This window comes from Variovorax paradoxus (genome assembly GCF_000834655.1).
Classification (GTDB): domain Bacteria; phylum Pseudomonadota; class Gammaproteobacteria; order Burkholderiales; family Burkholderiaceae_C; genus Variovorax; species Variovorax paradoxus_F.
On record NZ_JXQQ01000135.1, the window covers coordinates 24,997 to 45,139 of the forward strand.

The 20,143-nt window shown below is 65.3% G+C and carries 18 protein-coding genes; 9 read left to right on the forward strand and 9 right to left on the reverse strand.

Annotated features, from left to right (window positions below):
- Positions 1-5 precede the first annotated feature (5 nt).
- On the reverse strand, positions 6-893 hold the full coding sequence (locus tag RT97_RS30935; RefSeq protein WP_253278355.1) for a DUF6279 family lipoprotein: 888 nt from the start codon (positions 891-893) through the stop codon (positions 6-8).
- On the opposite strand from RT97_RS30935, the gene glmU reads away from it, so the two are divergent.
- Positions 892-2,322: a bifunctional UDP-N-acetylglucosamine diphosphorylase/glucosamine-1-phosphate N-acetyltransferase GlmU gene (glmU, locus tag RT97_RS30940; protein ID WP_042582693.1), complete on the forward strand. Its 1,431-nt coding sequence runs from the start codon at positions 892-894 to the stop codon at positions 2,320-2,322. The genes RT97_RS30935 and glmU overlap by 2 nt on opposite strands.
- A gap of 15 nt (positions 2,323-2,337) precedes the next feature.
- Here the strand turns inward: glmU and RT97_RS30945 are convergent, their stop codons facing one another.
- The gene (locus RT97_RS30945) at positions 2,338-2,820 is read right to left on the reverse strand and encodes an Lrp/AsnC family transcriptional regulator (RefSeq protein ID WP_042582694.1); all 483 of its coding nucleotides are present in this window, start codon (positions 2,818-2,820) and stop codon (positions 2,338-2,340) included.
- A 139-nt stretch (positions 2,821-2,959) separates the two neighbouring features.
- On the opposite strand from RT97_RS30945, the gene glmS reads away from it, so the two are divergent.
- Positions 2,960-4,840, forward strand: coding sequence for a glutamine--fructose-6-phosphate transaminase (isomerizing) (glmS, locus tag RT97_RS30950; RefSeq protein ID WP_042582695.1), 1,881 nt, complete (start codon positions 2,960-2,962; stop codon positions 4,838-4,840).
- 155 nt (positions 4,841-4,995) lie between these two features.
- Here glmS and RT97_RS30955 read toward each other — a convergent pair whose 3' ends face one another.
- Entirely contained in the window at positions 4,996-5,361 is a 366-nt protein-coding gene (locus RT97_RS30955) for a nuclear transport factor 2 family protein (protein WP_042582696.1), read from the reverse strand.
- Between the two features lie 63 nt (positions 5,362-5,424).
- A complete protein-coding gene (locus tag RT97_RS30960; protein WP_042582697.1) occupies positions 5,425-6,396 on the reverse strand; it encodes a zinc-dependent alcohol dehydrogenase family protein in 972 nt (323 codons plus the stop codon).
- Positions 6,397-6,933: 537 nt separating this feature from the next.
- Between RT97_RS30960 and RT97_RS30965 the strand changes: the two genes are divergently transcribed.
- The 4 genes from RT97_RS30965 (at position 6,934) to RT97_RS30980 (ending at position 11,402) form a co-directional block, all read left to right on the forward strand.
- The gene (locus RT97_RS30965) at positions 6,934-7,251 is read left to right on the forward strand and encodes an ArsR/SmtB family transcription factor (RefSeq protein WP_042582698.1); all 318 of its coding nucleotides are present in this window, start codon (positions 6,934-6,936) and stop codon (positions 7,249-7,251) included.
- A gap of 1,551 nt (positions 7,252-8,802) precedes the next feature.
- Positions 8,803-10,284: a hypothetical protein gene (locus RT97_RS30970; protein ID WP_253278356.1), complete on the forward strand. Its 1,482-nt coding sequence runs from the start codon at positions 8,803-8,805 to the stop codon at positions 10,282-10,284.
- A gap of 11 nt (positions 10,285-10,295) precedes the next feature.
- Positions 10,296-10,790: a hypothetical protein gene (locus RT97_RS30975; RefSeq protein ID WP_042582699.1), complete on the forward strand. Its 495-nt coding sequence runs from the start codon at positions 10,296-10,298 to the stop codon at positions 10,788-10,790.
- Between the two features lie 225 nt (positions 10,791-11,015).
- Positions 11,016-11,402 (forward strand): hypothetical protein, encoded by a 387-nt coding sequence (locus tag RT97_RS30980; protein WP_155403949.1) that lies wholly within the window; start codon positions 11,016-11,018, stop codon positions 11,400-11,402.
- A gap of 646 nt (positions 11,403-12,048) precedes the next feature.
- Here RT97_RS30980 and RT97_RS30985 read toward each other — a convergent pair.
- Positions 12,049-13,179, reverse strand: coding sequence for a PAS domain-containing sensor histidine kinase (locus tag RT97_RS30985; protein WP_042582701.1), 1,131 nt, complete (start codon positions 13,177-13,179; stop codon positions 12,049-12,051).
- A 221-nt stretch (positions 13,180-13,400) separates the two neighbouring features.
- A complete protein-coding gene (locus tag RT97_RS30990; protein WP_042582702.1) occupies positions 13,401-14,363 on the reverse strand; it encodes a hypothetical protein in 963 nt (320 codons plus the stop codon).
- A 158-nt stretch (positions 14,364-14,521) separates the two neighbouring features.
- Here RT97_RS30990 and RT97_RS30995 point away from each other — a divergent pair, with 158 nt between their 5' ends.
- Together RT97_RS30995 and RT97_RS31000 are read left to right on the forward strand one after the other, a co-directional pair.
- Positions 14,522-15,610, forward strand: coding sequence for an alpha/beta fold hydrolase (locus RT97_RS30995; RefSeq protein WP_042582703.1), 1,089 nt, complete (start codon positions 14,522-14,524; stop codon positions 15,608-15,610).
- 209 nt (positions 15,611-15,819) lie between these two features.
- The gene (locus RT97_RS31000; protein ID WP_042582704.1) at positions 15,820-16,074 is read left to right on the forward strand and encodes a hypothetical protein; all 255 of its coding nucleotides are present in this window, start codon (positions 15,820-15,822) and stop codon (positions 16,072-16,074) included.
- 38 nt (positions 16,075-16,112) lie between these two features.
- Here RT97_RS31000 and RT97_RS31005 read toward each other — a convergent pair whose 3' ends face one another.
- On the reverse strand, positions 16,113-17,126 hold the full coding sequence (locus RT97_RS31005; RefSeq protein WP_042582705.1) for an AraC family transcriptional regulator: 1,014 nt from the start codon (positions 17,124-17,126) through the stop codon (positions 16,113-16,115).
- Positions 17,127-17,276: 150 nt separating this feature from the next.
- Here RT97_RS31005 and RT97_RS31010 point away from each other — a divergent pair, with 150 nt between their 5' ends.
- Positions 17,277-18,119: a class I SAM-dependent methyltransferase gene (locus RT97_RS31010; protein ID WP_042582750.1), complete on the forward strand. Its 843-nt coding sequence runs from the start codon at positions 17,277-17,279 to the stop codon at positions 18,117-18,119.
- A gap of 72 nt (positions 18,120-18,191) precedes the next feature.
- Here RT97_RS31010 and RT97_RS31015 read toward each other — a convergent pair whose 3' ends face one another.
- Both RT97_RS31015 and RT97_RS31020 read right to left on the reverse strand, forming a co-directional pair.
- Complete coding sequence (locus RT97_RS31015) at positions 18,192-19,199, reverse strand: UDP-glucuronic acid decarboxylase family protein (RefSeq protein WP_042582706.1); 1,008 nt, start codon at positions 19,197-19,199, stop codon at positions 18,192-18,194.
- Between the two features lie 117 nt (positions 19,200-19,316).
- Positions 19,317-20,096: a glycosyltransferase family 2 protein gene (locus RT97_RS31020; RefSeq protein WP_042582707.1), complete on the reverse strand. Its 780-nt coding sequence runs from the start codon at positions 20,094-20,096 to the stop codon at positions 19,317-19,319.
- Between the last annotated feature and the right edge of the window lie 47 nt (positions 20,097-20,143).

The following is a 20,143-nucleotide window of genomic DNA, read 5'->3' on the forward strand; positions in this document are numbered from 1 at the left end:
CCGCCTCAACGCGCGGCCACCAACTGGCGAAAGTCGTTCTGGTAGGCCTGCAGCCGTCGCACGGCCTGCTCGCGCTGGCTGGCGCTGGTGCCGTTGTGCAGGGCCGCGAGGTTGCGGCAGCCTTCTTCCAGCAGCGCCTGCTGCTGGTCGCGCCACGGGCCGGGCGGCGGCTCGGCGATGCGCAGCAGGTAGGCATGCAGCGCGGCGCGCGCCTCGGCCGGCGACGGCTTCTTCGTGCTGAAACCCCGCAGCATCGCCAGCGCCTCCTGCTGGCGCTTGCGGCGCTCGGCGTCCGCGAGTTGCGGGTTGAACGCCGACTGTGCGACCTGCTGCCTGAGCAGGTCGCGCTGCTCGGCCGTCAGCCGGCCGTAGAAGTCTTCCATTCGGTCGAGAAATTGGTCGTAGCGCTTTTCCTGCACCTGCGCGGGTGTGCGGTCGAGCCAGTCCTTGCGGTAGTCGTTGTTGAGCTTGGCGTACTTGCGCTCGAGCTGCTGCAGCTGCGATGGGCTCAGGGTCAGTGCGAGATCGGTGGTGGCGGGCTCCGCGCGCTCGGTCACGGCCAGCAGCCGCTCGCGAATCCCGTCGGCCAGGCTGCAGGCCTGCGCGGGCGTCACCTCGCCCGGTGCCAGGCCTTGCGCTTCCTGCAGCAGGGCGATGACCTTGGGCAGCTCGTTCTGCCGGTGCCAGGCCAGCAGCTGGGCCAGCTCGTCGCGCACCTTGGGCGTCTGCGCGCTGTCGAAGTCGAAGTAGCTGTCGAGCCACCAATAGCTCACCTCGGGCAGGTTGTTGTAGGCCAGCTTGACCGCGCTGCAGGCGCCCAGCGCGGTGATCAATGTCAGCACGCCGATAATCCGCGCGAGCTCCGCGCAACGAATCCGGAAAGAAGAAAGCATGAATCAGACTCCGCAGCAGCAAGACATCCAGGGGCCGATCGACGTGGTGATCATGGCGGCCGGCAAAGGCACGCGCATGAAAAGCAAACTGCCCAAAGTGTTGCATCGTTTGAGCGGTCGCGCACTGATCGCGCATGTGGCCGACACCGCCGCGCGGATCGGCGCCCGCCACGTGGTGGTCGTCACCGGTCACGGCGCGGCCGAGGTCGAGGCGGCGATGGCCGGCGCCGTGGGCGGCGCCACGCCGCGCTTTGCGCGCCAGGAGCCGCAACTGGGCACCGGCCACGCCGTGCAGCAGGCGACGCCGCTGCTGCCTGACGACGGCGCGGTGGTCGTGCTCTCCGGCGACGTGCCGCTGATCGGCGAAGACACATTGCGCGCCCTCGTGGCCGCGTGCGCAGGCCAGCGGCTCGCGCTGCTGACCATCGAATTCGACGACCCGAGCGGCTACGGCCGCGTGATCCGCACATCGGCCGGCGGCGCCGTGACCGCCGTCGTCGAACACAAGGACGCAACCGAAGCCCAGCGCGCCGTGCGCGAGATCTACAGCGGCGTGATGGCCGTGCCTGCGCGCCTGCTCAAGGGCTGGCTCGCGCGGCTGGACAACCGCAACGCGCAGAACGAGTACTACCTGACCGACGTGGTGAAACTCGCCGCGGCCGATGGCGTGCCGGTGGTGGCGCACATCACGACCGACGCGCTGCAGGTGGCGGGCATCAACAGCCCGGCGCAGCTCGCGGCGCTCGAGCGCGCCTGGCAACTGCGACAGGCCAACGCGTTGATGGAGCAGGGCGTGCGCCTGGCCGATCCGGCGCGCTTCGACCTGCGCGGCACGCTGGACTGCGGCGCCGACGTCGAGATCGACGTCAACTGCGTGTTCGAGGGCCACGTGTCGCTGGGCGAAGGCGCGCGCATCGGCGCCAACTGCGTGATCGCCAATGCGCGCATCGAGGCTGGCGCGGTGATCCATCCGTTCACCCACATCGAAGGCGAGAAGGCCGGCGTGACGGTGGGGGAGCGGGCGCTGATCGGCCCGTTCGCGCGGCTGCGGCCCGGTGCCCAGCTCGGCGCGGAGGTGCACATCGGCAATTTCGTCGAGGTGAAGAATTCGACCCTCGCGGCCGGCGCCAAGGCCAACCACCTGGCTTACCTGGGCGATGCGACGGTGGGCGAGCGCGTGAACTACGGCGCGGGCAGCATCACCGCCAACTACGACGGCGCGAACAAGCACCGCACCGTGATCGAGGCCGACGTGCACGTGGGCAGCAACTGCGTGCTGGTGGCGCCGATCACCATCGGCGCGGGCGGCACCATCGGGGGCGGATCGACCATCAACAAGTCGACCGAGCCCGGCGCGCTGACCGTGGCGCGCAGCAAGCCGGTGAGCTTTCCCAACTGGAAGCGGCCCCAGAAGAAGCCCAAGGCCTGACGGGAAGCCCGGGCTTCAGCCCAGCGGCACCCGGGGCTCGAATTTCGCGCGCTTGAGGCTGAAGAACGCCTTGACGTTGCGCACGTTGGCGTCGGCGGTGAACAGGCGCTGCGTCAACGCGCCGTAGTCCGGCATGTCGCGCGCCGCGACCACGAGCACGAAGTCGGGGCCGGGCGAGACGCGCCAGCACTGCTGCACCGCGTCGTCGGCGATCACGCGGGCTTCGAAGGCGTCCAGCGCGGCGGCGTCCTGCCGGTCCAGGGAGATTTCGACGACCGCCTGCAATCCGTGGCCGAGCACCGCTGCCAGCCGGTCGGGCGAGAGCAGCGCGACCTGGCGCTCGACGAGGCCTTCGTCCTTGAGCCGCTGCACGCGTCGCAGGCACGTGGGCGGGGAGATGCCGACGTCGGCCGCCAGCCGCTGGTTGGTCTGCGAAGCGTCGCGCTGGAGGGCATCGAGCAATCGGAGGTCTATTGCATCGAGGGAGATTGATTCCATATATCTGCAAATTATGGAATAAAAATCCAAATTGAAGGAATGATGAAATAAAACTCCGAAATTCACGAAATTTCGAGGGCATATTTTTCATCCGGCTTCTTACGATCGACCCATTCTCTTGATCCAAAGGCAGTTCACCATGTGCGGCATCGTCGGGGCAGCGTCCCATCGCAACATCGTTCCGGTCCTCGTGCAGGGCCTCCAGCGGCTCGAATACCGCGGCTATGACTCCTGCGGCGTGGCGGTGCATGCGGGCGGCCTCACGCGGGCACGCACCACCTCGCGCGTGGCAGACCTCGTCACGCAGGTGCGCGAAGACAAGGTCGAAGGCCTCACTGGCATCGCCCACACGCGCTGGGCCACCCACGGCGCGCCGGTGGTTCACAACGCCCACCCGCACTTCAGCCACGGCCCCGGCGCCGATGCGCAAGGCACGCGCCCCGGCCGCATCGCGCTCGTGCACAACGGCATCATCGAAAACCACGAACCGCTGCGCGCCGCGCTCGAAGCCAAGGGCTACGTGTTCGAGAGCCAGACCGACACCGAAGTCATCGCCCACCTGGTCGACAGCCTCTACGACGGCGACCTGTTCGAGGCTGTGAAGGCCGCGGTGCTTCAACTGCACGGCGCCTACGCCATTGCTGTCATCTGCCGCGACGAACCGCAGCGCGTGGTCGGCGCGCGCGCCGGCTCTCCGCTGATCCTCGGTGCGGGCAAGGAAGGCGACGAGAACTTCCTTGCGAGCGACGCGATGGCGCTCGCGGGCGTGACCGACCAGATCGTCTATCTCGAAGAAGGCGACGTGGTCGACCTGCAGCCGGGCAAGTACTGGATCGTCGACAAGAACCACAAGCCGGTCACGCGCCAGGTGCGCACCGTGCAGGCCCACAGCGGTGCGGCCGAGCTCGGCCCCTACCGCCACTACATGCAGAAGGAGATCTTCGAGCAGCCGCGAGCCATCGGCGACACGCTCGAGGGCGTGGCGGGCATCGTGCCCGAGCTGTTCGACGGCATCGGCCAGGACGGCGCCACGGGTGCCAGCGCGCACCGCGTCTTCAAGGACATCGACAAGATCCTCATCCTCGCCTGCGGCACCAGCTACTACAGCGGCTGCACCGCCAAGTACTGGCTCGAAGGCATCGCGAAGATGTCGACGCAGGTCGAGATCGCCAGCGAATACCGCTACCGCGAATCGGTGCCCGACCCCAAGACGCTGGTGGTCACCATCAGCCAGTCGGGCGAGACGGCCGACACGCTCGCCGCGCTCAAGCACGCGCGCTCGCTCGGCATGGAGCAGACGCTGACGATCTGCAATGTCGCCACCAGCGCGATGGTGCGCGAGTGCAAGCTGGCGTACATCACGCGTGCGGGCGTGGAGATCGGCGTGGCTTCGACCAAGGCCTTCACCACGCAGCTGGCCGGCCTCTTTCTCCTGACGCTGGCCATTGCGCAGACCAAGGGGCATCTGAGCGAAGCCGACGAGGCGCGTTACCTGAAGGAAATGCGCCACCTGCCGGTGGCGCTGCAGTCGGTGCTCGCGCTGGAGCCGCAGATCATCGGCTGGGCCGAGGACTTCGCGCGCAAGGACAACGCACTGTTCCTCGGCCGCGGGCTGCACTACCCGATCGCGCTGGAAGGCGCGCTCAAGCTCAAGGAAGTGACCTACATCCACGCCGAGGCATACGCGGCCGGCGAACTCAAGCACGGCCCGCTCGCGCTCGTGACCAGCGAGATGCCGGTCGTCGCGGTCGCGCCGAACGATGCGCTGCTCGAAAAGCTCAAGAGCAACCTTCAGGAAGTGCGTGCGCGCGGCGGCGTCCTGTATGTGCTGGCCGATGGCGACACCAAGATCAAGAGCAGCGAAGGGCTGCACGTGATCCGCATGCCGGAACACTACGGTCAGTTGTCGCCATTGCTGCATGTGGTGCCGCTGCAATTGCTCGCGTATCACACGGCGTGCGCGCGGGGGACGGATGTGGACAAGCCGAGGAATCTGGCCAAGAGCGTGACGGTGGAGTAACGCGTCTTTCGCGGAACTGCGCCTGTTCTTTGCCATTGAAGTCCGAGACAAGGCGGCCAGCGATCGAACGCAGCGCATGGCGCAGACGATCATGCCTCTCATGCCGCTTCCGGCGACTTCGCGTTTTGCTCAGACCGACGCCATCGGGTGACCGTTCAGGCGTCGCGTGTGGCCTGCCTGGTGTTCCAGACAATCGAGAAGCTCGCTGTCTGCCGGGTGATGAGGCCATCCGACACCACGAAGGTGTCGGTGCCGAACCTGACGCTCGAAGCTGCCGATTCACATGCCCATTCCACATAGGCCAAGTCTTCGTGAATCACCGCGACATCGGTACGCCATGTCGCGTCGGGGAGATCACGGATCAAGGTAGCGTAGAGAAGCGCGATTTCGTCCGGTCCCCGATAGGTGGCCCCGTTGACGACGACGACTGCGTCCGTTGCGTAGTGGGCCGCAATCCTGCCGGGGTTCTGCGCGCCCAGGGCAGCCTCATGGCTCGCCAGAACTTCTGCGGTGGTCAGCACCCGTCGCCCCCTTTCACGTAGATCCCCGATCGAAGGTGCCCGACCCGCGGGTGCATGCGTCGATCAGGCAACGGAAATCACCACTTTCCCGTGGAAGGGCTGGCCATCGACTTCCCCCCGTTCGAGGGCGGCGTGGGCCTGCGGGATCTGCTCCAGCGAGAACCGCGCACCGATGATCGGGCGGATGCGGCCGCTCTCGAGCAGCGTCCTGAGCGCGAGCAGCTTGCCCCGATTCTGGCGCGTGAAGACGAAGTGGTACTCGGCATTCACGCCCCAGGCCGCGACCAGGTTCTGGGGCGTGGCGAGATCCACGATCGACACGACGCGGCCCCCGTCGCTGAGCACATGGGGCGACTGGGTCAGGGTCATCCCTCCGATCGTGTCGAGCACCACGTTCACGCCTTTGCGGCCGGTCATCGCGGCGATCTCCTCGATGTAGTCCTGGCTCGTGAAGTCGATGGCATGATCCGCGCCCAAGTCGCGAACGAACGCCGTATCTCGGCCCCTGCAAGTCGTGTACACCGTGGCGCCCATCGACTTGGCCAGTTGAATCGCGATGGAGCCCACGCCACCGGCGCCGCCATGGATCAGCACGGACTCGGCCGGCTGCAGCTTGGCCCGTGTGACGAGGGCCTCCCAGGCGGTGCCGCCGACAAGCGTCATCGAGGCCGCTTCCTCGTGCGTCAGGTTGGCGGGCTTGCGGGTCACCAGCGCCTCTGCCACGACGTTGTACTGGGCGTAGGAGCCGCCCTTCGGGCCAAAGATCTGCGGGGTATAGAACACCTCGTCCCCGACCGCGAAATCGGCCACGCCTGGCCCCACCTTTTCCACGACGCCGGAGACGTCGTGGCCGATGATGGCCGGGAGGCGAACATACGACGGGTAGTCACCCCGGCGGATCTGATAGTCGAGCGGATTGATGGCCGTGGCGTGCACGCGCACCAGCAACTCGCCCGCGCCGACTTCGGGAATTGGCACTTCCTGCAGCTCGAAGCTGTCGGGGCCGCCAAACTTCGTAAGAACGATCGCTTTCATTTGAGGGTCTTTCGGTAAGGACAGGAACTTGTCATGTGACCCGTGAGAGTCACCACAACTTGCCGCGAGAGGCGTCGACGCTTTCGAACCTCAGCCGGCATGCATCGAATCATATCGATAATTCGCGAAATGACGCTGCGACTTTTCAATTCCCTTTGGATCGAGGGCCTACCCGTCTGACGGGCCAGGCCGTCGGCTTTGCGAGTTGGTCGATGGGGCTGCACCGAATACTTTGTGAGCGCGGCTGTAACGAGCCGTGGCCGGGGTCTTTTGCGGAGTCTTCCGGTCATAGACATCGACACATCGCCTGATGCGGTTGACCAGGTTCAACCTCGAGAGAGCGGTCTGAAGCAGAGAGGGGGAGGCCGTACGTCCCGCGGGCAGGGTGCAGGATGGATGCTCGTCACCTATGCGAGGTGGGACCCGGGCGTGCGGAAGCGGCGTCGCCTTGGCGCTCTCGCACATGAAACTGCTAGAGTCACTTCGGCTCTCGACCTGACAGAAACCGCATGGGAAGCCGTGCACCGACGCTGACTGATGAAAGAAGAACAGGTCCCCCTCATCCAAATCCTCGACGTCCTGGCGAATGCACAGCGGATGGAGATTCTTCGCAAGCTCAAGTCCCCACGGAGCAGCTTCCCGCCGCAGGACGAGGGCGATCCGGTACTGGACGGCGTCTGCGTGTCGTCGATCCAGGCTGGACAGGGCTTGGCGTTCTCGACGACTTCCAAATACCTCGCGGACCTCGCGCGCATCGGCTTGGTCACCGTCAAGCGAAGCGGCAAGTGGTCCTACTACAAGCGCAATGAGAAGGCCATCACTGCGGCGGTTGCCCGCCTGAAGACGGAGTTGTGACTCGGCCTTGCGCGATCTCGTCCGGCCCGGTAGATGGAGCGATTGAGGACGACCACGACTTCTCTGGCGTAGCGGGTCGCGATCCTTTTCAGGGCGGCACCGGGTTTCGATAAACGCTGCGAAGCCGACGTTGGATGCACTGTTTCAAACGTCGGCTTCGAACAGCGCATCAATGCTGAGAGAGCCCCGGCAACCGGGGCGAACGTGGGCTGCGCGGGTATTCATACCAAGGCCGCGAGCTGGCTCTCATCTCTCAATCGTGCATCTACCTGCTACGACAGATTGAAGCCCCCACTGAGTGCGGCGACATGCGCGCGCGAGGCCAAAGGGGTTGTTTCGCCGTGACCGTGCTCGAGCTGTCCGCACTGCGCAAGCTGCATTTCGGTTCCTGACGCGCAGTCCGCAAACCATTCATCTGCGTGGAGCGCGGCGATTGGTGTGATTTGGTTTGGCCGCTGCAACCCACGCATTTCCATTGATTACGGCCTTATGCCACGCGCTTGAATTGGCCCAGCCAAAACAGGCTGCGTCCGCGTGAGCGTTGGATGAGGAAAGATTGCTTTCAAGAGCATAAAAAGCGATCGGCCGCATATCGAGATCGTGAGATTTGTCGCGTTTTCTGAATCCCCGTGGGACGAAATGAGAAGAAGATTACTTTAGAAGAAGTAATTTTCTCTTCTTGCATGTAAGTCATATTTACAGTTGACCTGCAAATTCGGTGCTCATCTGATTTGCAATTCGAATTCATCTTTGATGTTAATTTATTAACAAATCAGCCCGAATGGTATGTAACCTTTCCAACTCTGAATCGCGCTCGAGCGAATTCGCGCCAAAGCACAGGAAGCTCGGCAGCATTTCGCAAAATGTGCTCTCGCTGATCTCCGTTTATCGCTGCGGACATCAACTTTTTGCGATGTCATCCAGCATTTTGTCGATGCACGGCTCGACCAAAGTTGTGCGAGCGCGTGTCGAAAACCGCGCAACCTCTCTCCAGCCGCTGGTCAGCTGATCTTTCTCCCGCACTGAGCCACTCGTGCGAGCTGGCTTACAAGCTTCCATCCTTCAATCTTTTTACTCGGCGATGTCATTGATTCAATGAAAAAATTACTCAAAACCATCTGGAGCGAATTCTTCGTTGAAAACAAATTCGGCGGAGCGGCCGTGATTGCGGAGCCGATGAATTTCCGGGGAGGGCGCGTCCTGGGAGCAGCTTGCGCGGCCATTTCGTTGGCTGCATGCGGTGGCGGTGGCGGAGGTGGAGGTGGCGGAATGCCCGCTTTTCCGGTGATGCCGATGCAGGAAGCTGCCATGCCGGCACCCGCTTCCGTGGCAACACCAGCTCAAGTTCCCGACCCGGCTCCAGTTCCAGTTCCAGATCCAGATCCAGATCCGGTTCCAGATCCGGCTCAGGTTTCAAATCCGACTCCAGTTCCAGATCCGACTCCAGTTTCAGATCCGGCCCAAGTCCCACATCCGGTTCCAGTTCCCGTTCTAGTTCGAGACCCGGCTCCAGCTCCAGGTTTAGAGCCGGAGCCAGTCCCCGCGCAACCCGTGGCAGCGCCCCCGGCCGCCACCACTGTCACATTGACTGGCAGAGCTACCTACGACTCCGTTCCCAATCGAAGCGGCCCGCTCGTCTACGCCGACGTCACTGCCAACCCGGTCCGCGCCGCCTCGGTGGAAGTCCTTGACGCCAACGGTGCTCCGGTGGCCACAGCCGCCACTGACGACAACGGTATCTACACAGTGACAGTGCCTGCCAGCGCAATGCTGACCGTGCGCGTTCAGGCGCTTCTTCTGCGCAACGGGGCTGCGGCCTGGAATGTCAGCGTCAGGGACAACACGAAAGAGAACGCCCTGTACACCATGGATTCCCTACCATTCTCCTCCGGCACAGCCGCAGTCAGGCAAGACCTGCATGCAGCTTCGGGCTGGGACGGTACGGGCTACAAATCGCTGCGCGTGGCTGCACCCTTCGCCGTGATGGACACGGTCTACACCGCGATGCAGAAGGTTCAGTCCGCGGCGCCCGGAACGCGGTTTCCGGCGTTGAAGGTGTTCTGGAGTCCCAACAATCTCCCGGCCAGTGGCAACAAACTCGTCGGACAGATCGGCTCCAGTCGTTTCACAAACGCACCCGCGGGTGCGGAGATCTATGTGCTTGGCAAGGAGGACGTAGATACCGACGAATTCGACGCGTCCGTGATCGCGCACGAATGGGGTCACTACTACCAGGCCGTCTTCAGCCGCGACGACTCCACCGGCGGTAGCCATGGAACACAAGACCGCCTCGACCGCCGCATCGCGTTCTCGGAGGGCTGGGGCACTGGATGGTCGGGTATTGCGCTCGAACGCCGAAATTATGTGGATTCCAGCGGCTTGCGGCAGGCAGACGGCGCCAACATAGCTATTTCCCGAGGGCCCGCGGACAACCCAGGGTGGTTCCGCGAGTTCTCGATCCAGTCGATCTTGTGGAACCTGAATGAGCAGGTCGGTTTCAAGCCGATTCACGATGCGTTGACCAGCGCACAGTTCAGAAGCGGGGCACCGCTGACCTCCATTCATTCTTTTGCTGCCGCTTTCAATGCCGTGGCGCCGGAGAGCATGGCTGCTCTGGCAGGGTTACTGCGCGGCCAGCGCATCAGCGATGCACCCAACGATCCATTCGGTTTGCTGGAGGCCAACGACAGCGGTGCGCCTGCGGTACCGAACGCCCTCCCGATGCACACCGAGGCGCAGGTTGGCGTTCCCACGGCGGCTTGCGTTTCGAATGTCGCGGGAGGTCCCAACAAGGTCGGCAACTTCAGCTACTTCCACTTCACGGCGCCCGTGTCACGCGACTACCTGTGGGAACTGGTGCCCACTACCGCAGACGCCAATCTCGACATCAGCTTCTACCGGGGCGGAGCAATTCCCCGACTCTTCCGCGGCGCTGCGGTGCCATTCGTGAGGCTCACCGCAAACACCGACTACATCGCTGCAATCAACGACCGCAATGGCACTTCGGCGTGCTTCAACCTCACCATCCGATAAGGACAACAGCCATGATGAGAATCTGCAAAAGCCCGGGTCTCGCGGCCGCTTCGATTGCCGTGTTGTTTGCTGCGGCGTCGCTGCAAACCCACGAGGCCACCGCCACGACACTCGCGCCACGTAAGAGCAATGACTCCGGGGTTAGCGTCAACTACAGCATCGACGCCACATCACAGCTTCAAAGAGTGACGCCCGTCGTTCTGCAGTTCGAGGGCGTGACCGACGCCAAGGGTGCGGCAGTGCGCTTGAGCACCGACCCTGGCCTTTCCATCCAGGGCCATCGCACGCTGGCCCTGCCGGCCGGCAAGAAGACCACGGCCACCGTGCTTCTGGTCAGCGAAAGCAAGGGCCTGTCGTACCTCCATGTGTTCGTGACGCAGGGCAGCGGCGTGAGCGCCATATCCGTTCCGATCCAGACCGGCAGCACGGCCGCCGCCCTGAAGCCGTCTGGCGAGTTCAAGCGCAACGCGCGCGGCGACAAGATCATCTCGATGCCCGCCAAGTAACGGATACCAATTGGGCATTCACTGCCTAGCGCCTCCGCATCCTGGTTGCCGGATGTCGGCACCTGCGTGAGCCTTGGCTCCGCGGCCTGCGACTTCGCGGTCGCGCGTGGGCTCGGGATGCTGACTTGGTGCAGGCGCTGCCCTTGAGACCCCCTGGCCTGAAAGCATTGGCTAGAGGAAAACGATTACGCCCAGGTGTCGCGCCGTTCCCTCAGAATGCCGCGCATGCCATCCTCTGCATCGACCAAGATTGCTCTGGCCCTGTGCGTTGCGGGCGTGGCCCTGCACGTCTACACCGTCGCCTTCAAAGCCCAGGGAGACGCGAGCGCATTTCTTTTCGGCTTGTTGCTCCTGTCCTCTGCGCCCTACGCCATCGCAGCGATCCTCGCACGGCGCCGTGGCAAGGCACTGCTGGGTCTTGGCGCTGCCGCGGCATGTCTTGCTGCGGACCTGTACATGCACCATGCCGTCTTCTTCGCGCCCAAGAGCTCGACCGCTGCGCTCGGCCTGCTTTTCATGCCGATCTGGAACCTGCTCGCCGTGGGGCCTGCGGGCGCGCTTCTCTTTTGGCTCGGGCACAGGTTCGTCGGCATGCGACGCGATACGACCTAGTTGCACGCGTCGGCGTCCCGTCAGGTCGTGTTTACGAATGCGTGCGGTATGCGCTTCGGGGCGCAAAGACGCGGTCGGACTGGATGCGTTGAGGATTCAAGCTGCACGAAACGAGACGGCCGGTATCGTTTCACAGAACTCCCGCACGGACTTCACTTCGACTTCACCTGGGACAAGCACACTGCCGCTCGACAGTGGTTCGGCGATGGTAGAGGCCAGGGAGAAAAAAACCGCTCAGGGAACCGCCTCGATGCCGGCCACTGTCACTCTCTTGCCGCCTTCGCGCGCGCGCCCGAGCCCGACTGCCTTGTGCAAGCGGCGGCCGGAATTCCCAGTGGGCCATCGACAAGCAGTCAAGCGCCTTATTGGCCAAGCTCATGACAAGTCCGTTGAGCCAACGAAGCCCACGTGACGGTGGTCGGCCTGCGGCGCCGACACCGAAGGCATGGCCAAGGCCTGAACCAGACCTCGCTAGCGACCAGGCACAGCGAGGCGGGCTCGGGCGCTGTCCCCCGTGTTCACGCTCAGCGAGGCGCTGACACCGGGAAGGTGTCCGCGGAACTACCCCAAGGCGTGCTGAAGCTGCGGATCCCATGTGGAGCATGCGAAGCCCCGAAGGATCAGGTAGTTCAAGCAAGCAGTCGGTTCAAGTCTCTTGCGCCGCAGATTGCCCACTCGCTTCTCCGTCCAACGGGAGGCGAACGGAGAACTCGCTCCCCTTGCCTTTTCCATCGCAGCGCACCTCGACGAAGCCGCCATGGGCGTGGACCAGGTCCCTCACCAACGAAAGCCCGACCCCGAAGCCGCCGCCGGATCGATGCGGATCTTCTTGCGTGAACAATTCAAAGATCACGGGCAGCAACGCCGGGTCGATACCGATGCCGGTGTCCTCGACGCGGATCACTGCGTGATCGATCTCCACCGTGCAGCGGATCCATATCTTTCCCTCTGCCGGTGTGTACTTGATGGCGTTGTGCAGCAGGTTGAAGATGATCTGATGCACCCGCTGCCGGTCGGCAAGGATCGGCACGGCCGAAGGGGGGACGAGGACCTGCAAAGTCTGCTGCTTTTTGGTGGCATCGGCCAGCACGACATTCGCGATCTCGGCAATGTCCGCAGCCAGGTCGAACGCAGTCTTCGTCAGGCGAAGCTTTCCGGCGCCGAAGCGCACGACCTCGGCCAGGTCGTCCATCATCCGCTCCATCAGCGTGACCTGGCGGCGAAGCACATCGGCGGACCTGGAAGACTCGTCCGATGCGTGCCCTTTCTTCTCGATGAGCTGCGCGGCCAGATGCAACGGTCCCAGGGCGTTGCGCACTTCATGCACCAGGCGGCTGAAAAACGCGTCGCGTTCCTGCAACGTCTGGTGGGCGCGCTCGAGCCGGTTCTCGGTGGTTTCGATCTGCGCCCGCAAGTTGGTTCGGTCCGCCATGGCCTTGACGAATCCCACATGCCTGCCGTCCTCCTGCAGGGCGATCAGGCTGCCTGTCACCCATATGCGCGCGCCGTCCTTGCGCAGGTGCCATCGGTCGTCCTCCGAGCGCTGCGCGGAGACGGCGACCTGCAGTTCCAGTTCGGGCAGACCCAGGGCCCGGTCTTCCTCGACGAAAAGAATGTCGATCGAGCGGCCGACGATCTCCGATTCGGTATAGCCGAAGAGGGCCTGCGCCGCACCGCGCCATGCGGTGATGACGCCGCTGGTGTCCAGAACGACGAAGGCGATGTCTGGCGATTGCTCCCACAGAAGTACCGAAGCGCGTTCGGGATCCAACACCATCAGGGAAGCTCCATTCCGTTCATGTGACGCGGGGCGGCGATGTCGATTGACGGCCGCCATGTCGCCATCCTAGGCACATTGTCCGGGCTGGGCCAGCAGTTCCGGCCGGCTTCGGCGTTGCCTGGCCTGTCCGACGCGTTGAAAACGAAAGGAACAGCGCAGATGCACGGCTTGACGGATGCGCACGGGCGCACCCTGCAAAGCCCGGGCAGAACGTGCGCTCAGGTGAGTGTTCGCGCCGGCACTGCATAGCTCAGCGGTGCCAGCGCGGCCTGGATGCGCGCCATCTGCGCCTCGCTGACCAGCCTGCCCAGCACCTTCTGGAAGCGCGGCTCCAGCGCGCCGGAGACGATGTACTGCCAGCGGTAGGCTTTCAGCAGCGTCGTGTTCACCTGCTCCGCGCGCTCGCCGTCCCGGGCCATGCCGCTCGCTTCCAGGAAATACGCTGCATCCGCCTGGGCCTGGCCTTGCAGTATTCCGTCGACGCCGGCGACCAGTGCGATGAGGTCGTCCACCGCCGCGTCGCGCTGTGCGTCGGACTCCAGCTTGCCATCCTCGCGTTCCCATTCCAGCTCGTCGATGATCGCGTGCTGCGACTCCTCCCTCCAATGGAACAGGAACACGTCCTTGAACAGCGGCGACAGGTCCTTGGCCGCGTCGATGCTCGCTCGGTAGTGCGCCTGCGAGAAGAGCTCGATGTGGCAGGTGAGCGCGAGCACGGCCCAGGTGCACTTGCCCAGCACGAACGACGCCACGTCGTTGGGCGACACCGCGAACCGGTAGCCCGCCGGCATGTCGCTGCCCGCGAGAAGTTCGATGCGGCGAAAGAGTTCCTGGTGCTTGAGCTCCTCGTCGGTGAAGCGCACGATGGCTTCGAGTGCCGTCTGGTCGCCCAGCCAGTGGTCGCGGCTCACTTCCAGCATCTTCGCGCCGATGAAGCGTTCGACCAGTCCGAACATGTTGGCGTAGGTGCGGCCCTGCACCTGGCTGAGGAACCGGTGCTCGGCCGGGGTCAGGAAAGGCAGTTCGTCGGCCAGCGAGAGTCCGTCGGGCAGGAAGGTGTGCGACAGGTCGAAGGTGCGGCCGCGGATCACGTCGCGATCGATGTCCCAGCGGATGCGCTTGGAAGCCTCGATGGTCCGGGCATAGCGGGAGCCTTCGGCAGGGGCGGTGTGGGTTTGCATGGCAGTTCCTTTCGAGTGGGAGCCGTCGGGTCGACGTGGTTCGAAGGATTCACCGGCGCGGGCCGCGGCGCATGGGGCGCCTGTCCCACGCACCCGGCAGGAAAAGATCGCTCACACACCGGCATGGGACCGATGGCCCAGGCGCGAGACAATCCGGCATGCCCGGTGTACAGAGTCCACCTCCGCTTCCGCGCCAGAGCCTGCGCTTCTGCACCGCGGCCGACGGCACCCGCATCGCGATCGCCTCGATCGGCTCGGGCGCGCCGCTGGTGCGTTGCGCGCACTGGCTCAGCCACGTCGAGCACGACCTGCACAGCCCCGTGTGGCGACCGTGGCTGGCCGAACTTTCTCGCGATCACCGATACATCCGCTACGACCAGCGCGGCTGCGGCCTCTCCGACAGCACGGTGACCGACTTCTCGCTCGACGCCTGGGTAGGCGACCTTGAGGCCGTGGTCGACAGCCTGGGCCTGCGGCGCTTTCCGCTGATCGGGATGTCGCAGGGCGGCGCGGTGGCGATTGCCTTCGCGGTGCGCCACCCCGACAAGGTGTCGCACCTCGTGCTGCCCGGCGCATATGCGCGCGGCGCGCTGCAACGCGCCACCGGCAGCGCCGAGCGCCTGGAAGCCGAGACCCTTGTCAACCTGATCCGGCTGGGTTGGGGGCGCGACAACGCCGCCTTCCGCCAGGTGTTCACCAACCAGTTCATCCCCGGCGGAACGCCGACGCAGCACCAGTGGTGGAACGAACTGGAGCGCCTGACCGCCAGCCCGGAAAACGCCGCGCGCACGCTCGAGGCGTTCCACCGCATCGACGTGACCGAACTCGCGCGCCAGCTGCGGGTGCCCACGCTGGTGCTGCACGCGCGCGGCGATGCGCGCGTGCCGTTCGACGAAGGGCTTCGGCTCGCGGCGCTCATCCCGGGGGCCCGCTTCGTGCCGCTGGACAGCGACAACCACGTGCTGCTCGACACCGAACCGGCGTGGCCCACCTTCCTGGCGGAGCTGCGGGCCTTTCTGGGCGCCCAGCCGTCCGATGACGGCGACAGCGCCGGCGATGCGGCGCTGACCCGGGCCGAGCGCGAAGTGCTGAGCCTCGTGGCGATGGGCCTGGACAACCAGGCCATCGCCCAGCACCTGCGCAAGAGCGAAAAGACGGTCCGCAACCAGCTGTCGAGCATCTTCGACAAGCTCGGCCTGCACACCCGCGCCGAAGCGATCGTGTATGTCCGAGACCGGGCGTCCTGACCCACCGGGCATACCCGGAGGGACCCCTTGCGGGCGATGGAAGTCTCTTTGGAAGCGTGAACTAAGTCTCAAAATTCAAGAATCAGCTCGCCAGATGTAATCCATTGGTATTGGTCTTGCGTACTAATTGCTCGGCTTCGATTTCGAAGCGCATGCGCTTCACAAGGGCGCCAAACCAAGAGAGCACCGTCAAAAGACGGTCAAGACCAATGACACACGAAGATCAAATATTGGCCTCCGAGGCTGCGGGGCGCCTCGGCGATATCGACGTTCTGGACACGCAGATCTCCGGCATCTGCTCGATGCTCCATGCGCTCTACATGGCGCATCCGGCGCCCGAACAGGTGCGCCATCAGTTCGATCGGCTTCTTGCCAAACTGCTGAACTCGCCCTACGTGGTGGACGAACCCGATCGCGCGCTGGTGCTGCAGGCAACGGCCGCCGCCTTGCTGAGGAACAGCTAGGCGCAGCGGGCCGCGCGGCCTGTTGGCAGCGGCCGCATTCAGGCCGGCGCATCTGCCGCCTTCCGTTGCGCGCGCCGCCACGCGGCCGGCGGCAGGCCGGTGGCCCGCTTGAAGGCCCGCGCGAACGCCGCCTCCGAGTCGTAGCCCACTTCCAGTGCCACCGCCGCCACGGGCGAATGGCTTTCGCGCAGCAGGCGGGCACCGCACTGCATGCGCCAGTTCGTGAGGTACTGCATCGGCGCCAGGCGGGTCAGTGCGACGAAACGTTCGTGCAGCGTGGAGCGCGACAAGCCCACGTGGCGGCCCAGGTCCTCCACCGTCCAGCGCGCGGACGGGTCGCCGTGCATCAGCCCGATCGCGCGCCCGACCTGCCGGTCGCGCAGCGCACCGAGCCAGCCCTGGGCCTCCGGCGGCAACGAGTCGAGATAACGCCGCGCGCCATCGACGAAGACCATCTCGCTGATGCGTTGCAGCAGCGCCGCGCCGCCCGCGCGCGCGTCCACGGATTCGGAGGCGGCGTGCTCCAGCATCGGCGCGACCCAGGCGCCCACGCCCTCGGCGCGCAGGTGCAGCAGCCTGGGCAAGGCATCGATCAGCGGATTGAACGGCCGCAGGTCGCAGGCGATGAAGCCGCACACGATGACGGTGCTGGCCTCCTCGGGCGGCAGCAATCCCAGCTCGACCATGTTCCCGCGGTAGGTCACCGGCAGCGGCCTGTCGTCCTTGCGCATCTGGAAGAGCCACTCGCCGCCGACCTCCGGCTGCAGGCCCGGCGCGCTGGAGACCACGTGCGCATCGCCGTGGGGCAGCATGACGATGTCTCCGCCAGCCAGCCGCAGCGGCGGCTCGCCATGGACCGCGATCCAGCCCTCGCCCTTCACGAACAGGTGGTACTCGATGACGTGCTCGGCCCCCGGCATCACGGCCGGCGCGAGCTCGCGCGAGTCCGGCGCCATGGCAGCCCACTGGTCGCGGCAGCTGACGTGGAAGAAAACCGAACCCCGCAGCCGCACGCTGCGCAGCACGTCGGACAGCGGATCGAGCCCTGTCATGTGCCCGCCGTGCCGGTATCGGCGGACGCACGGGCAAACCGCCGCGACAACGGGTGAAGTGCCCGGAGGTGCCGGCGGGAATCATCGGCATACCGACTGCGGCTGCAGCGGCATTCAACATCCACTCCGAAGGAATTCATCATGTCCACCATGACCGCTCCCCCGTCCACCCCCGCCGCTCCCGCGGCTGCTCCGGACTATGCCGCCATCAAGCAGCGCCAGCAAGCCACCTGGGCCAGTGGGGACTACACCGTCGTCGGCACCACGCTGCAGATCGTGGGCGAGACCCTGGCCGAGGCGGCCGACGTGCGCGCCGACGAGCGCGTGCTCGACGTGGCCGCCGGCAACGGCAACGCGACGCTGGCCGCCGCGCGCCGCTTCGCCAGGGTGACCTCCACCGACTACGTGCAGGCGCTGCTGGACAAGGGCCGCGCCCGGGCCGCCGCCGAAGGGCTGGACGTCGCCTTCGAGATCGCCGACGCCGAGGCGCTGCCCTACGGAGACGCCACCTTCGACGTCGTGATGTCGACCTTCGGCGTCATGTTCGCGCCCGACCATGCGAGCGCCGCACGCGAGATGCTGCGCGTGGTGCGCCCCGGCGGACGCATCGCCCTGGCCAACTGGACGCCGGAGGGCTTCATCGGCCGCCTCTTCAAGATCATCGGTGCCCACGTGGCGCCGCCCGCAGGCGTGCGCTCGCCCGCGCTCTGGGGCTCCGAGCCGCACCTGGTCGCGCTGTTCGGACCGCGCGCTCGCGACCTGCGCGTCGCGCACAGGAAATTCCACTTCCGCTATCGCTCGGCCGCGCACTTCGTCCAGGTGTTTCGCGAGTTCTACGGCCCGACGCACAAGGCCTTCGGCGCGCTGGATGCGGCGGGACAGGCGGCGCTGCAGCGCGACATCACCGCACTGCTCGAGGAACTGGACATCGGTGGCGGCCGCGGCCTGGTGGTGCCCAGCGAGTATGCGGAGGTCGTGATCACCGTGGGGTGAGGGTGGGGGGTGAGGGTAGGGCGGGAGGACCTGTCCGGCGGGGTGGTTCGCCCCGGTTCGCCGGAGCCTCCGTCAACGTGGAAGCGGAACAGCCGCCCGGAGCCGGTCGGAGGACAGCAGGCCCTCGAACCAGTCGATGGTCTTGCGCAAGCCTTCCTCGAGGCTGACCCTCGGCTCCCAGCCGAACATCTGCCTGGCCGCGCCGACATCGGGCCGGCGCTGCAGCGGATCGTCGGAAGGCAGCGGTGCGAAGGCGAGCATCGACGAGGAGCCCGTGAGCTCGATGACCAACCTCGCAAGATCGCGCACGGTGAACTCCTCCGGATTGCCGATGTTCACCGGCCCCGGTCCGCCCGGCTCGGCCTCCATGAACCGGGCAAGCCCGTCGACCAGGTCGTCCACGAAGCAGAAGCTTCGCGTCTGCTGGCCTTGTCCGTAGACGGTGATCGGCTCGCCGCGCAGCGCCTGGACGATGAAGTTCGGCACCACGCGTCCGTCTTTCGGGTCCATGCGCGGACCGTAGGCGTTGAAGATGCGCGCCACGCGGATGTCCACCCCGTGCTGGCGGTGGTAGTCGAAGAACAAGGTCTCGGCGCAGCGCTTGCCTTCGTCGTAGCAGCTGCGCACGCCGATCGGATTGACGTTGCCCCAGTAGCTCTCCGGCTGCGGATGCACTTGGGGGTCGCCGTACACCTCGCTGGTCGATGCCTGCAGGATGCGTGCGTCCGTCCGCCTGGCGAGTTCGAGCATGTGGATGGCACCGAGGACATTGGTCTTGGTCGTCTGCACCGGGTCGTGCTGGTAGTGGACAGGCGAGGCGGGGCTTGCAAGGTTGTAGATGCGATCGATCCCCGCCTCCACAGACGTCGGCAGCGAAAGCGGCAGGGTCACGTCGTGGCGCATCAGTTCGAAGCGCGCATTGCCCAGCAGATGCTCCACGTTGCGCCGGGTGCCGGTGAAGAAGTTGTCCACGCACAGCACCCGGTGGCCTTGGGAAAGAAGCCGCTCGCAGAGATGGCTGCCCAGGAAGCCCGCGCCTCCGGTCACGAGGACGTGGCGCTGGGGGCTGTCGATATGCATGAGGGGTTCTCCCGCTTTCTTGTTCAACGGCCAATGGCCAGGTGGTCGCTGCCGGCAAGACCGGTGCCGGGGACGGAGGCTTTCATGGAGGGAGTTGCAATGCCGTGGCGTCGGCCGTCAACCGGCGACGCGAAACCGCAGCAGATATCCAAGCGCCTTGACGCCGTCGCGCCAGTTGATCTTCTTGCCCTCTTTCGCGGTGCGGCCGCGATAGCCGATGGGGACCTCGCGCATGTCCCACCGTCGGGCCCGCACGATTTGCGCGCTGATCTGGATCTCGCAGCCGAAATCGGCGCACGTGATCTCGAGGGTGTCGTTCACTTCCTTGGTGAACATCTTGTAGCAGACCTCGATGTCGGAGATCCACTTCCAGTAGAGGAGCCCGAAGAGCGTCGAGATCACCCAGTTCGCCGCCGCTTGCTGGAAGGAGATGAACTTCGCCCGGCCCATCCGCCTGCCCTTGAACCTCGATCCGTACACCACGTGGGCGGCTTTCTGGTTGACGATCAGGTCGTACATGGGGCGCCAATCCTGCGGGTCGTATTCGAGGTCCGCATCCTGGACGACGATGACGTCTCCCGTCGCTGCGGCCAGGCCCGTCGTGAGGCCCGCACCCTTGCCCCGGTTGCGCTCGTGATAAAGCGCGCGAACGGTGATGCGGGCGGCCGCCGGCCCGCCGTTGCAGACAAAATTCCCGCCGCTGTCGATGCTCATGTGAGAGACCGCGCGCCGGTCGTCCGGAAACGTGGCCCGGATCCATTCGCGGGTGCCATCGACGGAGCCGTCGTCGACCAGAAGAATCTCCTTGTCCACCTCGGGAAGGGCCCTGGATACGGCGACGAGGACGCTGGGCAGCGTCCGGACTTCGTTGAGGACGGGGATGACGATGGAGAGCATGAGGGGCGATGCCTGTTGGGTGTCTGACTCTGGACGCGCGGGCGACG

Excerpts from the sequence above, each read along its gene's own strand:
- RT97_RS30990 (WP_042582702.1), bottom strand. The coding sequence starts at position 14,363 with ATGCAAACCCACACCGCCCCTGCCGAAGGCTCCCGCTATGCCCGGACC.
- RT97_RS30935 (WP_253278355.1), bottom strand. The coding sequence starts at position 893 with ATGCTTTCTTCTTTCCGGATTCGTTGCGCGGAGCTCGCGCGGATTATC.
- RT97_RS30985 (WP_042582701.1), bottom strand. The coding sequence starts at position 13,179 with ATGGTGTTGGATCCCGAACGCGCTTCGGTACTTCTGTGGGAGCAATCG.
- RT97_RS31000 (WP_042582704.1), top strand. The coding sequence starts at position 15,820 with ATGACACACGAAGATCAAATATTGGCCTCCGAGGCTGCGGGGCGCCTC.
- RT97_RS31015 (WP_042582706.1), bottom strand. The coding sequence starts at position 19,199 with ATGCATATCGACAGCCCCCAGCGCCACGTCCTCGTGACCGGAGGCGCG.
- RT97_RS30945 (WP_042582694.1), bottom strand. The coding sequence starts at position 2,820 with ATGGAATCAATCTCCCTCGATGCAATAGACCTCCGATTGCTCGATGCC.
- RT97_RS31010 (WP_042582750.1), top strand. The coding sequence starts at position 17,277 with ATGACCGCTCCCCCGTCCACCCCCGCCGCTCCCGCGGCTGCTCCGGAC.
- RT97_RS30975 (WP_042582699.1), top strand. The coding sequence starts at position 10,296 with ATGATGAGAATCTGCAAAAGCCCGGGTCTCGCGGCCGCTTCGATTGCC.
- RT97_RS31005 (WP_042582705.1), bottom strand. The coding sequence starts at position 17,126 with ATGACAGGGCTCGATCCGCTGTCCGACGTGCTGCGCAGCGTGCGGCTG.
- RT97_RS30980 (WP_155403949.1), top strand. The coding sequence starts at position 11,016 with ATGCCATCCTCTGCATCGACCAAGATTGCTCTGGCCCTGTGCGTTGCG.
- glmS (WP_042582695.1), top strand. The coding sequence starts at position 2,960 with ATGTGCGGCATCGTCGGGGCAGCGTCCCATCGCAACATCGTTCCGGTC.
- RT97_RS30960 (WP_042582697.1), bottom strand. The coding sequence starts at position 6,396 with ATGAAAGCGATCGTTCTTACGAAGTTTGGCGGCCCCGACAGCTTCGAG.
- glmU (WP_042582693.1), top strand. The coding sequence starts at position 892 with ATGAATCAGACTCCGCAGCAGCAAGACATCCAGGGGCCGATCGACGTG.
- RT97_RS31020 (WP_042582707.1), bottom strand. The coding sequence starts at position 20,096 with ATGCTCTCCATCGTCATCCCCGTCCTCAACGAAGTCCGGACGCTGCCC.
- RT97_RS30995 (WP_042582703.1), top strand. The coding sequence starts at position 14,522 with ATGCCCGGTGTACAGAGTCCACCTCCGCTTCCGCGCCAGAGCCTGCGC.
- RT97_RS30965 (WP_042582698.1), top strand. The coding sequence starts at position 6,934 with ATGAAAGAAGAACAGGTCCCCCTCATCCAAATCCTCGACGTCCTGGCG.